The sequence below is a fragment of the Rhodococcus sp. As11 genome, from assembly GCF_048957735.1.
GTDB lineage: Bacteria > Actinomycetota > Actinomycetes > Mycobacteriales > Mycobacteriaceae > Rhodococcus > Rhodococcus gordoniae.
In genome coordinates, this window is record NZ_JARDJE010000015.1 from 111,281 (window position 1) to 125,710 (window position 14,430).

The following is a 14,430-nucleotide window of genomic DNA, read 5'->3' on the forward strand; positions in this document are numbered from 1 at the left end:
CGATCCTTTTCTTGACTTATTCCAGAAAAGGGGCATACTTGGGGTCGTGCAACAAGGACGTGAGGATCACTTCGACCCCCAGGAGCAACTGCGCTCCGTGGGTCTGCGGGTGACCGCTCCCCGCGTTGCCGTACTGAGAACCGTTGCCGAGCATCCTCATTCGGATGCAGACCGGATCGCCGCACATGTGCGCGACGAACTCGGTTCGGTGTCGACGCAGGCTGTGTACGACGTACTCAAGGCATGCGTGGGGAACGGGCTGCTCCGCCGGATCGAACCGGCCGGTTCGCCCGCACGGTACGAGACCCGCATCGGCGACAACCATCACCACCTCGTGTGCCGCGCATGCGGCACGGTCGTCGACATCGACTGCGTCGTGGGGGCCGCGCCCTGTCTGACGCCGTCCGACGACCACGGCTTCGTCGTCGACGAAGCGGAGGTCACCTTCTGGGGCCTGTGCCCCTCCTGTCGCGAGAACTAGCTCCCGCTCACTTCGCCGGTGGCCCGGCCCGCCACGGGTCGAGCTGCCGGGTTCGTGTCCCGAGAACCCGAACCCACGTATTCGGAGGTCATCCATGACGAACACCCGTTTCACCACGAACAACGTCGGTATCCCCGTCGCGAGCGACGACGAGTCGCTGACCGCCGGCACCCAGGGCCCGATCCTGCTCCACGACCACTACCTGGTCGAGAAGCTCGCGCACTTCAACCGCGAACGCGTACCCGAGCGCGTCGTGCACGCCAAGGGCGCCGGTGCGTTCGGTGAGCTCGTCGTCACCGAGGACGTCTCCGCCTACACCAAGGCCGAGCTGTTCCAGCCCGGTGCGACAACCGAGATGCTGGCCCGCTTTTCGACCGTCGCCGGTGAGCAGGGCAGCCCCGACACCTGGCGCGACCCGCGTGGCTTCGCCCTGAAGTTCTACACCGAGGACGGGAACTACGATCTCGTCGGCAACAACACCCCGGTCTTCTTCATCAAGGACCCCATCAAGTTCCCCGACTTCATCCACTCGCAGAAGCGCCTGCCCGGCTCCGGCCTGCGCGACCACACGATGCAGTGGGACTTCTGGACTCTGCGTCCCGAGACGGCGCACCAGGTCACCTGGCTGATGGGCGACCGCGGCCTGCCGCGCACCTGGCGGCACATGGACGGCTTCGGCTCGCACACCTACCAGTGGATCAATGCCGCCGGTGAGCGCTTCTGGGTGAAATACCACTTCAAGACCGACCAGGGCATCGAGTTCCTCACCCAGGCCGAGGCCGACCGCCTGGCCGGTTCCGATCCCGACTACCACCGCGCCGACCTGTACACGGCGATCGAGCGCGGCGAGTTCCCGAGCTGGACGCTCCACGTGCAGATCATGCCGGTCGCGGAGGCGGAGAACTACCGGTTCAACCCGTTCGACCTGACCAAGGTGTGGTCGCAGAAGGACTACCCGTTGATCAAGGTCGGCACCATGACCCTGAACCGCAACCCGCGCAACTTCTTCGCGGAGATCGAGCAGGCCGCGTTCGCGCCGTCGAACATCGTGCCGGGCATCGGTTTCTCGCCCGACAAGATGCTGCTCGGCCGCGTGTTCTCCTACGCCGACGCCCATCGCTACCGCATCGGCGTCAACCACGCACAGCTGCCGGTGAACTCCGCGAAGGCCGCCCGTGTCGACTCCTACAGCAAGGAGGGCAGCATGGCCTACACCTTCGGCGACCCGCAGACGCCGGTCTACGCACCGAACAGCTTCGGCGGCCCGCACGCCGACCCCGGGCGGGCCGGTGACGAAGGCCTGTGGGACTTCGGAACCGAGGCCGTGCGTGCGGGATACGTGCAGCACCGCGAGGACGACGACTTCGCCCAGGCGGGCACTCTCGTCCGCGAGGTGATGGACGACGCGGCACGTGAGCGGCTCGTGAACAACATCGTCGGTCACGTCCTCGGCGGTACCTCGGAGGCGCTCTACGAGCGGATCTTCGAGTACTGGCGCAATGTCGACGAGGAACTCGGCAAGCGGGTCGAGGCGGGCGTGCGCGCCGGAGCCTGATCCGTCGCCGGGGGAGCCGGCGGGATCAGAGGAGCCCCCACCAGTAGATCAGCGCTGCCAGCGCCAGCACGATCAGCGTGGTATCCATGTCGCTCTCCCTCCGGACCTTCGGTCATGCGCCGTTCGCGGCGCCGACGGTACAACTCCATCTTCCTCGCGGACGAGGAATCCGGCACGGATGACAGGGCCGTCCACCGCTCCAGGGGGCGGCCCCGTCCGTATCCGGGCACCATATCGCTCGTTCGAACATGCGTGTGACAGCTGTGTCGGCTGTGGTTGTTAGGTTGGAGACCCGGACCGGCGGTGTCCCCGTCGGGGCGGGTCCGCGGCCGTTCTTCGAAAGGTGTTGCCCGACATGGTGATGGGTCCTACCCATGCAGTTTCCGGAGCGCTGGTGGGGCTCGTCGTCGCCGATCTGCTTCCTCCCGACTGGGGTGCGCCCGCGTCCACCGCGGAGACTTTCGCCTTCGCGGCGGTGTGCTCGGGGGCGGCCCTGCTGCCGGATCTCGACACGGCACAGTCGACGGTCGCGAGGTCGTTCGGGCCTGTGAGCCAGATCTGCGCCAAGGGCGTCGACGCGGTCTCGCTCGGTTACTACTCGCTCACCAAGGGAAGCCGCGACCGGAAGCGACGTGGCGGGCACCGCACCATGACGCACACCGCACTGTTCGCGGCGCTGCTCGGCGCCGGAGTCTCGGCACTCGTCGCGAGCTTCGGCAGGGAAGCGATCATCGGGGTCCTGTTCGTCACCCTCGGTCTCGCTCTGCGGGGACTGTTCGGGTCGTGGGCCAACAAGCGCGGGTGGGTGATCGTCACCCTGAGCGCTGCGGTGCTGTCGATCCTGTCGTGGACGTGGTTCCCTCAGGAGGTCGCATCGACGGGCCTGGGTGTGGCGGTGGCCCTCGGGTGCGCCACGCACTGTCTCGGGGATGCCATCACCAAGGAAGGCATCCCCTTCCTCGCGCCGTTCGTGCCGTGGCGCGGGTCGCGCTGGTGGGAGATCAAGCTGCCCTCGGTCTTGTCCATCCGTGCGGGCGGCCCGTTCGAGCTCGGCATCCTCGGTCCCGCTCTGACCGTGGCGGCGGTCGCGATGGGGATCTGGTCGGTCGACGGCGCTCCCGAACACATCCTCGGCACGCTGGAGGCGTCGGGACTGTCGTTCTGGAGCGAGGGCGGCGCAAACCGGTAGCAGTACTGGAACGAAAAGAGAACTTGTTCTATTTTTGCGGAGTCCGTGCCCGCAGAACAGAACGGAACCTGCCCCGTGAGCGATCGAGCCTCAGGCCCCACACTCAGCCGTCGCGGTCTTCTCGGAGCGGCCGCCGGAGCCGCTGTCCTCGCAGGCACGGGATGGACTCTCGCAGGTGCGGTGCCACTCGGCGACCCGGCCGCGACCATCCCGGCGCCACCGGATTTCCCGGCCGACATCCCGCTCTCGCAGCAACAGTTCGTCAACTGGGCGAAGACCATCCGGTTCGACGCGGTGTGGACCGCGACCGCGCGCACCGCCGACGACGTCGTCCGCCTCGCCAACTGGGCACACGTCCACGGCTTCCGCATCCGCCCTCGTGGATCGATGCACAGTTGGAGCCCGCTCACCCTCGAAGCCGGCCAGGACATCGGCAACGTCGTGCTGGTCGACACCATGTCGCAACTGAATCAGGTCGTCGTCGACTCCGCCGCCGCACCTCCGCGCGTGACGGCAGGCGGCGGGGCGAGCATCGAAGCGATCCTCACCGCGCTCGAAGCGCACGGACTGGGCTGGGCCAATTCGCCCGCCATCGGCGACATCTCCATCGCGGGCGCACTGTCGATCGGAGCCCACGGCGCCACCTATCCCGCAGCGGGGGAGACGGTGATCCCGGGCCAGTCGTTCGGATCCCTCTCCAATCTCGTCCTGGCCCTGACCGCCGTGGTGTGGAACCCGTCGGCCGGTGCCTACGAACTGCGCGAATTCCGGCGTGCCGAACCGGAGATCGGACCACTGCTCGCCCATCTCGGACGCACCTTCGTCACCTCGGTGACCCTGCAGGCCGGGGCGAACTACCGGGTGCGCTGCCAGAGCTTCACCGACATCCCGTGGCGCGAACTGTTCGCGCCGCCCGGCTCGCCGGGACGCACCTTCGAGCGCTACGTCGAGGAACACGGGCGGGTCGAGGCGATCTGGTTCCCCTTCACCGAGACGCCGTGGCTCAAGATCTGGTCGATGTCGCCGGAGAAGCCCGCCGCCTCCCGCGAGGTGCGGGGCCCGTACAACTACTTCTTCTCCGACAGCCTCCCCGAAGAGCTCACCGACCTGCTGGGGCAGGTCGTGCGCGGCGCCCAGGGCGTCACACCGGCCTTCGGCGCATCACAGTTCGGTGCGGTGGCGGCGGGGCTCGCCGCGACCGGCACGAGCGACCTGTGGGGATGGTCCAAGGACCTGCTGTTCTACCTCCGCGCGACGACCCTGCGGGTCGTCGCGGGCGGGGGCGTCGTCGTGACCCGGCGCGACAACATCGCCCGCGTCATCAACGAATTCACGACGTGGCTGCACGAACGGATGACGCACTACGCCTCGCAGGGGCAGTACCCCGTCAACATGCCCTTCGAGGTGCGGCTGTGCAAGATCGACGACGTCGACGAAGTGCTCGTCGACGCCGCCGGAGTGCCCGACCTGTCGCCGGTGCGCCCTCGTCCCGACCGGCCCGACTGGGACACCGCGATCTGGCTCAACGTGGTCTCCATCCCCGGAACCGTCGGAATGCCGGCCTTCTTCCGGGAGATGGAACAGTGGATGGCCGCCCACTACTCGGGCGACTACGCGACGTTCCGGTCGGAATGGTCGAAGGGGTGGGCTTTCGACGAACAAGGCGGCTACCGCGATCCCGGTTTCCTCGGGAGCACGGTGCCGGCCATGTACCGCACCGGGTTGCCGTCCGGGCAGGGCTGGGACGCCGCGCTCGCGGCCTTCGAACGGCACGACCCGCATCGAGTGTTCAGCAACCGGTTCCTCGACCGCTTGCTGCCCTGATCGACGGCCGAGAACTGAATCAATCCTCGTCGGACTCCGTCCGTAGCGGCGCTGAATGCTCCGTCTGCTGTGGAGCGGCGGGAACCCATACCCGTAGCGGCTGAACGACCTCGCCGTAGAAGACGTCGGCCGAAGCGGTCACGCTCGTGATGAATCCCGTCGCCGTTCCGGACGAGCGGCGACTGCCCAGCGGGAACGTCTGCTCGAGGGTGAAGGACACGATGTCGCCTGCACGTCCCTCGGTAAGCACTCGTGGATCCGCGCGCACGGTGTCGAGATGTTCGCACGCTTCGTTACCGCGTACCGAGAACGCAGCTTCGAGCTGCACGTTTCCGGGTGCGGTCTTCAGTTGCTTGACCAACCACGACACTCTCTTGCGTGAAGTCCCCTCATCGGGCGCATCGACGGTTGTGCGACAGCGGACCTTGTTGGTGCGCAGATCCGCCGAGACCACGAGATCGCCTGCGGTATCCGGGATTCGTAACACCGCTTCGAAAACCCCGTCGGTCGCGAGCCGGTCCGCGATAGAGGCGTTCCGTGCGTCCGGATCGGTCGTGAAACGACGCGGCAGAACATGCGTCACCGGGACGCCGAGTTCTGCGGTGAACCGGAGCGCCAGGTGACGGGCCAACGCGACCCAGGTGCTCGCAACCGTGAGCGCTTTGGAATCACTGGCGCGAAGCGTGCCGGCAGTGACCGCGTCGCGAACAGCGACCCAGTGCCGTCCCATATCGACGAATTCCGAAACCCCACTGCGGGGGTGATCGATGTAGCGGAGGAACTCACGCAGGATCCAGTCCTGGAGATCGCTCTCCAACTCTCCATGGGACAACACCATGCGTGCTTCGTGAGCGATTTCTGCCCATGCGAGGTGCCGAAGCGTGACCTTGGTGAGTTTGCGCCGGTCCACGGCGACGGGGAGTTCCCCCGCAGCGGCGGGAATGTCGTTGGAAATGCTGACGACGACGTCGTACTTCTTGCGGCGCGCGACATCGAGATAGTTCTCGAGCTGTTCGCGCTTGAGTTTGCCGTTGCCCGTCTTCACCTCGACCAGGCCCGTCCACCGGCGGCTTCCGCGTGCGACCTTGAGTACCGCATCGGGCACCACCCGCGATTCGCCTCGCTCGTAAGGCACCTCCAGGTAACCCTCGAAAGCGCCGGCGGGCGCGCCGAGACGAAGGCACACGGCACGCGCGAACGGGGGAACTGCCTGCATGGTGGCGACGAGCGCGGAAGTCGCTCGACGCTCCTGCTCGTCTCCCGCGCCGATTCCGGCCACGGAGAAGAGACGGGCGGGTTGCCAGCTCTCCTGCTCGGCCTGGGAGAAGGTGATCGGCTTCGGCTTCCGGGCAACTCGCTTGGTCGTGCGAACGCCGGATTTCTGCCGCGCGGTAGGGGCGGTCGTCGCGACAGGGGCGGGCTCGGGAATCTGCGCAGAAACCGGATTCTCCGCGTCGGTAGGGGAGGGATCGACCGGGGACGGTTCCTGAACCTCGCCGCCGTCATCCACCTCCACGCCGTAGTCCTGTGCGAGTCCTGCCAGACCGGACGCCCATCCCTGTCCGACCGCACGGACCTTCCAGGCGCCGTCCCGGCGGTAGACTTCGCCGAACACGAATGCGGACTCGGTGTCCGCATCCGCAGTGACGTACTCGGCCACGGGACGCCCGGTCGGATCCACGACCCGCAGAGTGAGCTTGCCGAGGTCGCCGAACGTGCCGTCGTAGAGGCTGCCTGCCAGCGCGATCGTGTGTACGTCGTCGGGCACTGTCGCGAGATCGATGCTGATGCGAGCCTGCGCGCCTTCCTCCGTCGCGCCGTTCCCGAGAAAGCGGACGGACCCGTCGGCCGATTCCGGCTGGTTGTAGAAGACGAAATCCGAGTCCGACCTGACCTTGCCCGAACCCGCGAGGAGCAACGCCGAGGCATCGACCTCTGTGTCCGCTTCCGTCCAGCCCAAGACGATGTCGACTTGCGAGACATCTGTAGGAAGCGGCATGTTCTGCCCCTTGACGAGAACCGGGAAATCCATCAGGAGCACCTTCGTTCCAGTGTCGGTCGTGCGCGCGATATCGAGTGCTACGGAGACATCGGAAGGAACGGCTCCGATGTTTCACGGTGTACCGGAGGAGCTCGTTCGGAACCGGATGCACGTCACCGAAGATTCGTTCAGCACCCCGTGTGCGAGAAGGCCCGCAGGTAACCCGCGGTCTGATAGGCGTACGCCCACGCCCAGTACGACACGGCGATGTCGCCGGGGCTGGCGGCCATGATGAGTTCGCCGTCGAAGCAGCGCTCGAGGATGAAACGCGCCCGGGAGACGTGTGGCACGAACGTCACGACGATGACGCTCTTCCAGTCGTGCTGCTGGGCGAGACGGCTCAGTTCCATCGCCTCACCGCGCGTGGTGGGTGGGTCCGGTTCGAAGCACGTGACGGAAAATTCGTAGCGCGGGTGGTTGCAGAGGTCCGTCAGCCAGACATCTTTCGCTCCATTGGGATTCGACACGACGACCTGGGGCGCGAAGCCGTCGAGCGCGAGTTCGAGCGCATAGGGGTAGCGCTCGTATATCGCTCCGCCGAGGACGAAGATCGCATCCGCTCGGCGGTACGGACTCAGGTTCTCGATTTCGATCTGCGGGGCCACGTAGACGGGCACGCCCGCGGCGACGAAGGCACACACGGTGAGCAGGAGGACGGCGAGCCACCGTCGTCGGGAGCGGCGCCTGGTCGTCAGCGTGGAACCACCGGAGTTCTCCGGCGTGTTCTCCCGGGAGGCCCTGTGTCGTCGCGTCATCCGCCGATTTCCGTTCCCCCCGACCGGAGCCGGGACGTCTCGCGGGTGCACTGGCGCGTTTCAGTCTAAGTGAGGCAAGTCTGTTTTTACCTCTGAAACAAACTCGAAGAACTTTTACGAGGGTGCGACGTCCGTTTTTCCCGTGGAGAGGCATCGATCCGGGAGCGAGCGGCATATTCTGCTCATACACCCTGCGACAGGGCGGCCGGCCACTTCGGTTCGTGCCCGAAGCGGTGGGTTCCTTCCGGGAGAGGATCGCGATGACTCGGATCGGTAGGCCCCCCAGGACCGGACTGCTTCGCGCCAAGTCGGTGGAGCAATCCATCCGCGACACCGACGAACCCGATTCGAGGCTGCGCAAGGATCTGACCGCCTGGGACCTCATCGTGTTCGGAGTCGCAGTCGTCATCGGCGCCGGCATCTTCACGCTCACCGCCCGGACCGCGGGCAACGTCGCCGGCCCGTCGGTGTCACTGGCCTTCGTCTTCGCGGCGATCGCGTGCGCTCTCGCCGCCCTCTGCTATGCCGAATTCGCCTCGACCGTGCCTGTCGCCGGCAGCGCCTACACCTACTCGTTCGCGACCTTCGGGGAATTCGTCGCGTGGATCATCGGATGGGACCTCATCCTCGAATTCGCCCTCGCGGCGGCGGTGGTCGCGAAGGGGTGGTCGCTCTACCTCCACGAGGTCATGACCGTGTCCTCGAGCTTCACGATCGGGCCGGTGAAAGTCGACTGGGGTGCGATCCTGATCGTCGCCGTGATCGGCGTGCTGCTCGCCACGGGTACCAAACTCTCGTCCCGGGTCTCGTTGGTCATCACGTCGATCAAGATCGCGGTGGTGCTGTTCGTGGTGGCTCTCGGCGCCTTCTACATCAAGGCCGAGAACTATTCGCCGTTCATCCCACCCTCGGAAGCCGGCGACACCGGTGACGGACTGCATCAGTCCCTGTTCTCGTTCGCCACCGGCGCAGGAGGCAGTACCTTCGGCTGGTACGGGCTGCTGGCCGCAGCCAGTCTGGTGTTCTTCGCGTTCATCGGATTCGACGTCGTCGCCACCACGGCCGAGGAAACGCGTCATCCGCAGAAGGCGGTGCCGATCGGCATCCTCGGCTCGCTCGCGATCGTGACGGTGCTGTACGTGGCCGTCAGCCTCGTCCTCACCGGCATGGTCGACTACACCGCCCTCGAAGGGGACGAGTCGACGCTGGCGACAGCGTTCGCGCTCAACGGGATGGACTGGGCCAAGAACCTGATCTCGATCGGTGCCCTCGCGGGTCTGACGACGGTCGTGATGGTGCTGATGCTGGGTCAGACGAGGGTGTTGTTCGCCATGGCGCGGGACGGACTCGTGCCACGCGGGCTCTCCCACACGGGCAGTCGAGGAACCCCGGTGCGCACGACGGTACTCGTGACGGTGGTCGTCGCGCTGCTCGCGGGTCTCGTGCCGCTGGGCACGCTCGAGGAGATGGTCAACATCGGCACGCTCTTCGCGTTCGTACTCGTGTCGATCGGTGTGATCGTGCTGCGGCGGACACGACCGGATCTCGAACGCGGGTTCCGGGTGCCGCTGGTGCCGCTGGTCCCGATTCTCGCGGTGATCGCGTGCGTGTGGCTGATGGTGAATCTGTCCGTCGAGACATGGCTGCGTTTCGTGCTGTGGATGCTCCTCGGCCTGATCATCTACTTCGTCTACAGCCGGAACCACTCCGTCCTCGCGACCCCGTCTCGGGTTCGCACCGACCCGCAAACGTAGTCAGGGCACCTTCTCCGTGAGGAGAAAGTGCCCTGACGAGTTCTTCCACGAGTCGGGGTGGCGGGATTCGAACCCACGACCTCTTCGTCCCGAACGAAGCGCGCTACCAAGCTGCGCCACACCCCGTATTGAACCTCGGTCAGCTTACAACACGAGCCCGCAGAAGATTAAATCGGCTGGTCAGCGACGTAACCCTGCGCGCTCTGCCGCGTCGCCACTGGTGTGCTGCGTGGTGTCGCGCGAGGCCGGAACGAGGGTCAGCAGGGTGGCCTCCGGACGACAGAAGAACCGCGCGGGAGCGAACGGCGACGTGCCGATGCCCGCGGAGACGTGCAGTCGCATGTGAGCGCCCCACCGCGACGCGCCCTTCACCCGCGACCGGTCGATTCCGCAATTGGTCACCAACGCGCCGTAGAACGGCAGGCACAGCTGACCACCGTGGGTATGGCCCGCGAGAACGAGGTCGTAGCCGTCCTCGGCGAAACGGTCGAGCACCCGCGGCTCGGGGGAGTGCGTCATGCCCAGCCGCAGATCGGCCGACGGATCGGCCGCACCGGCAATCGTCTCGTACCGGTCGCGGTCGAGGTGCGGGTCGTCGACACCGCCGACAGCGATGCGCACACCCCCCACCTCGATGTCGCGGCGCACATGTGTCATGTCCTGCCAGCCCCGCTCGGTGAACGCCGCGCGCAGGTCGCCCCACGGCAACGGAGGACCGTAGACCCGGTCGTGGTTCTTGTCGAAGTAGGCGAGCGGGTTCTTCAGCACGGGAGCGAAATAGTCGTTGCTCCCGAAGACGAACAGACCCGGGCGGGCGAGAAGCCCGCCGAGGGCCTGGACGACGGCCGGAACGGCCTTCGGGTGCGAGAGGTTGTCGCCCGTGTTCACCACGAGATCGGGCTCGAGGCTGTCGAGCTCACGCAACCAGTTCTGTTTGAGCTTCTGGTCGGGAGTCATGTGCAGGTCGCTGATGTGCAGCACCCGCAGTGTCGACGCGCCGGGTGCGAGCACCGGCACCGTGACCTCGCGAAGGGTGAACGCATTCCGTTCGATCAGCGTGGCGTAACCGAGGCCGAGAGCGGCGGCGCCGGCAGCACCGAGGGTTACACGGCGAATTGCAGACAGGTCAGGCACTTCTCCAGCGTACCGCCGTGTGTGGTCACTGCACGCGGTTCGCTTGCCCCGCGTAGCGTTTCCGGCATGAGCAACACCACATCCTCCCTCGAATCCAGACTGCGGACAGACCTGACGGCTGCGATGAAGGACAAGGACAAGCTGCGGACCGAGACGCTCCGGATGCTGCTGGCGGCGGTCCGGAACAAGGCGGTGGCAGGCAAGGAGGCACGTGAGCTCTCCGACGACGACGTGCTCGAGGTTCTCGCGAAGGAGTCGAAGAAGCGCGGCGAGGCTGCCGAGATCTACACCGAGAACGGACGCGGCGAGCTCGCGGCCAAGGAGCACGCCGAGGCGCGGATCATCGACGAATACCTGCCCACGCCGCTGACCGATGCCGAACTCGTCGACGTCGTCGACACCGCACTCGCGCGCGTCGCCGAGGAACTCGGAACGCGTCCGGGCCCGAAGAACATGGGCCAGGTGATGAAGGCCGCCACCGAGATCGCGGCAGGAAAAGCCGACGGCATGCGCTTGTCCGCAGCCGTTCGTTCACGCCTGTAGCCGGACGGCCGTGCAGTTCTCGCGGGCCTTCACCAGGAAGGGGCGACGAGAACTGCACGGCCGTGGACGCCCTGCGGCTCAGTTGTCGGGGCGACTCGGTGTCGTCGTGGGAGTGGAGTCCTCGTCCGTGGGAGGACTCGACTCGCTCTGCTCCAGCTCACGTTCCGGAACAGGCGCGCGGGTCGACGGGCGGGTCGTGTCGGGAACCTCGCGATCGCGCGGACGCGCCGGGGTGGCGCTGGTGGTGGGAGCCACGCGGACCGATCCGTCGCTGATGAACAAGGTCACCGTCGAACCCGGCACCGCCGAGCCGCTCGGGGACGTGCCCGTCACGGTTCCGGCGCGTTCCTCACCGGCGATCGTCGCCTCCGACACCGAGAAACCGGCGTCGCGCAGGCGCTGCACTGCGCGGTCCTTCGACAGGCCTGTGACGTCGGGGACCTGGGCGTTACCGGCACCGCGGACGTACCGCGGGTCGGGGGCAGGGAGCTCGACGGGACCGAACTTGTTCGCGACCGGCAGCATCGCCGAGAACCACGTCCGAGCCGGCTCCGTGCCACCGAAGAGGTTGCCGTCGTAGCAGGGGCGAACCGGACCCGAGCAGATCTGCCCCGGGGTGGGGGAGTCGCCGTAGGTGTAGACGACCCCGGCGAACCGGTTGGTGAAGCCGAGGAACGCCGACGACATGTGCGACTCCGTGGTACCGGTCTTCGCCGCGACCGGCAGGTTCCAGCCCACCGAACCCGCGGCACCCGAAGCGGTGCCGCCGCCGGCGGTGTCCTTGCTCATCGCCGTCGCGAGAGTGTCGGCGAGTCCGGGCTCGACGGCCTGCTCGCAGGCCTGCTGGGTGATCGGGACGGGCTTGCCCTCGCGGTCGAACACTCCCTCGATCGGGCTGGGCGGGCACCACTTGCCGTGCGAGGCGAGGGTCGCCGCGACGTTCGACAGTTCGAGCGCGTTGATCCACGTCGGGCCGAGCGTGTACGAGCCGAGGTGCTGGTCCTTCTGCATCTCGGCCATCGACTGGTCGCCGAAACCGGAGGTGCGGGGCTGCAGGTACGACCGCAGGCCCAGCCGCACCGACATGTCGACGACCGCGTCGACGCCGGTGGCCTCGATGAGCTTGACGAACGCCGTGTTCGGGGACTGCGCCAGCGCGTCGGTCACCGACAGTTGCGACGGATACGGCGCGGCGTTCTCGACGCAGTAGTAGTTGGCCGGGCAGCCACGGGCACCGCCGTCGCCCAGACCACGGGCGTTGTAGCGGGACGGGACGTCGAGCACGGCGGACGTGCCCAGACCCTGTTCCATAGCGGCCGCGACGGTGAAGATCTTGAAGATCGACCCGGCGCCGTGACCCGCCAGCGAGTAGGGCTGCGGCTGGACCGTCTCCTTGGCCTCGGCGTCGAGCCCGAACTTGCGGCTCGACCCCATGGCAAGGACCTTGTGCGAATCCTGTCCCGGTTCGATCACGTTCATCACGGAGGCCACATCGTCGACGGTGGGGCTGGTGAACCGGTCGAGCGATGCCTTGACGGAGTCCTGGACCTCGGGATCGAGGGTCGTGCGGATGAGATATCCGCCCCGGTCGATCTGCTCACGGGACAGGCCGGAGTTCTCGAGGTACTGCAGCGCGTACTCGCAGAAGTAGCCGCGGTCGTCGGCCGCGATGCAGCCGCGCGGGAGCGTGTTCGGTTCGGGCAGCACGCCGAGCGGCAGTTCTTTCGCGGCGCGGATCTCGTCGGCGCGCTCCGGGATGTTGTCGATCATGGTGTCGAGCACGATGTTGCGCCGGGCGAGCACGCCGTCGGGATTCGTGTACGGGTTCAGCGCCGAGCTGGACTGCACCATGCCCGCGAGCATCGCGGCCTGCGGGATGTTCAGGTCCTTCGCGTCGATGCCGAAGTAGGTCCGGGCGGCGTCCTGGATGCCGAACGATCCGTTGCCGAAGGGGACGAGGTTCAGATAGCGGGTGAGGATTTCGTCCTTGGTGAGCTGATCGTCGAGCGTCAACGCCATGCGGATCTCACGGATCTTGCGGGCCGGGGTCGTCTCGATCGCCGCGCGGCGTTCGGCGTCGGTCTTCGCGATCACGTGCAGGAGGTAGTTCTTGACGTACTGCTGGTCGATCGTGGAAGCGCCCTGCTCGACCTGACCGCTCGTCGTGTTGGTGAGGAATGCGCGGATGGTGCCCTGCCAGTCGACGCCCTGGTGCTCGGGGAACCGCTTGTCCTCGATCGAGACGATCGCGAGCTTCATCTCGTTGGAGATCTGCTCGCTCGGCACCTCGAATCGGCGTTGGTCGTAGAGCCACGCGATGGGCTCACCCGCCTTGTCGACCATGGTCGTCACGGCAGGGACGACACCTTCGACGAGCTCTGCGGAACTGTTGTCGACGGTGTCCGCGGCGCGGTTCGAGAGGTACCCGAATCCACCCGCTGCCGGGAAGAGCATCCCTGCTACGAGAACGCCGCCGAGGGCCGTGCAACCGGCGAGCTTCGCCACCGTTCTTCGGATCGACACGCCTACACAGTACGTGGCGGGGGACCGGGCGGCGGTTCCGAGGGAGCGGGCGTGGCTCGACAGACCCGGCGAAAACGCCTCCGACGTGCAACTATGTACGTACGTACCAGAAAAGGTTTCGTTCGCCTTGCGCGTGGGCATCAGTTTACCTAGATTGAGACATCAGTGTGACGCAGATAACACCTTGACGGGCAGGTTTCGCGCCGTCGCGGCACACGGGCGGCGCAGACCTCGAACTCCGCGAACCGGCGTTCGGAATGTAAAGGGGCAACTGAATGCACATGACCACCCCGACGACCCGACTCGACGTCGATCAGGCCGAAGCGCGCATCGCTTGGGTCTCCAAGGCTCGCTGCCGCGAAGTCGATCCCGATGAACTGTTCGTGCGTGGCGCAGCGCAGCGCAAGGCCGCGGTGATCTGCCGGCACTGCCCGGTGATGCTCGAGTGCGGGGCGGACGCCCTCGACAACCGTGTCGAGTTCGGTGTGTGGGGAGGCATGACGGAACGGCAGCGTCGTGCACTCCTCAAGCAGCACCCCGAGGTCGAGTCCTGGGCCGATTTCTTCCAGGCGCAGCGGCAGCACCAGAGCGCGGTCTAGTCACCACCTCCCGGTACGAACCGCCGAGATCA

11 protein-coding genes and 1 tRNA gene are annotated in these 14,430 nt (G+C 66.7%); 7 read left to right on the forward strand and 5 right to left on the reverse strand.

Annotated elements, in window-relative coordinates:
- The first annotated feature begins 46 nt into the window (after positions 1–46).
- The 4 genes from PV766_RS17845 (at position 47) to PV766_RS17860 (ending at position 5,049) form a co-directional block, all read left to right on the forward strand.
- Complete coding sequence (locus PV766_RS17845; protein ID WP_064062821.1) at positions 47–481, forward strand: Fur family transcriptional regulator; 435 nt, start codon at positions 47–49, stop codon at positions 479–481.
- A gap of 94 nt (positions 482–575) precedes the next feature.
- A complete protein-coding gene (locus tag PV766_RS17850) occupies positions 576–2,036 on the forward strand; it encodes a catalase (protein WP_129977737.1) in 1,461 nt (486 codons plus the stop codon).
- Between the two features lie 355 nt (positions 2,037–2,391).
- Positions 2,392–3,225, forward strand: a complete 834-nt coding sequence (locus PV766_RS17855) for a metal-dependent hydrolase (RefSeq protein ID WP_016932507.1) — start codon at positions 2,392–2,394, stop codon at positions 3,223–3,225.
- Between the two features lie 75 nt (positions 3,226–3,300).
- On the forward strand, positions 3,301–5,049 hold the full coding sequence (locus PV766_RS17860; protein ID WP_129977736.1) for a cholesterol oxidase substrate-binding domain-containing protein: 1,749 nt from the start codon (positions 3,301–3,303) through the stop codon (positions 5,047–5,049).
- Between the two features lie 19 nt (positions 5,050–5,068).
- On the opposite strand, the gene PV766_RS17865 is transcribed toward PV766_RS17860, so the two are convergent.
- Together PV766_RS17865 and PV766_RS17870 are read right to left on the reverse strand one after the other, a co-directional pair.
- A complete protein-coding gene (locus PV766_RS17865) occupies positions 5,069–7,081 on the reverse strand; it encodes a TerD family protein (RefSeq protein WP_421097542.1) in 2,013 nt (670 codons plus the stop codon).
- 137 nt (positions 7,082–7,218) lie between these two features.
- Positions 7,219–7,740: a YdcF family protein gene (locus PV766_RS17870; protein WP_421097552.1), complete on the reverse strand. Its 522-nt coding sequence runs from the start codon at positions 7,738–7,740 to the stop codon at positions 7,219–7,221.
- A 365-nt stretch (positions 7,741–8,105) separates the two neighbouring features.
- On the opposite strand from PV766_RS17870, the gene PV766_RS17875 reads away from it, so the two are divergent.
- Positions 8,106–9,599, forward strand: a complete 1,494-nt coding sequence (locus PV766_RS17875) for an amino acid permease (protein ID WP_064062894.1) — start codon at positions 8,106–8,108, stop codon at positions 9,597–9,599.
- A gap of 52 nt (positions 9,600–9,651) precedes the next feature.
- On the opposite strand, the gene PV766_RS17880 is transcribed toward PV766_RS17875, so the two are convergent.
- A tRNA-Pro gene (locus tag PV766_RS17880) sits at positions 9,652–9,725 on the reverse strand.
- 54 nt (positions 9,726–9,779) lie between these two features.
- Positions 9,780–10,733 carry a metallophosphoesterase gene (locus PV766_RS17885; protein WP_016934634.1) on the reverse strand — a complete coding sequence of 318 codons (954 nt, stop codon included), beginning with the start codon at positions 10,731–10,733 and terminating at the stop codon, positions 9,780–9,782.
- Between the two features lie 66 nt (positions 10,734–10,799).
- Between PV766_RS17885 and PV766_RS17890 the strand changes: the two genes are divergently transcribed.
- Positions 10,800–11,276, forward strand: a complete 477-nt coding sequence (locus PV766_RS17890; protein ID WP_421097543.1) for a GatB/YqeY domain-containing protein — start codon at positions 10,800–10,802, stop codon at positions 11,274–11,276.
- 78 nt (positions 11,277–11,354) lie between these two features.
- On the opposite strand, the gene PV766_RS17895 is transcribed toward PV766_RS17890, so the two are convergent.
- A complete protein-coding gene (locus PV766_RS17895; protein ID WP_421097553.1) occupies positions 11,355–13,781 on the reverse strand; it encodes a penicillin-binding protein in 2,427 nt (808 codons plus the stop codon).
- 293 nt (positions 13,782–14,074) lie between these two features.
- Between PV766_RS17895 and PV766_RS17900 the strand changes: the two genes are divergently transcribed.
- On the forward strand, positions 14,075–14,398 hold the full coding sequence (locus PV766_RS17900; RefSeq protein ID WP_006552432.1) for a WhiB family transcriptional regulator: 324 nt from the start codon (positions 14,075–14,077) through the stop codon (positions 14,396–14,398).
- The last annotated feature ends 32 nt before the right edge of the window (positions 14,399–14,430 follow it).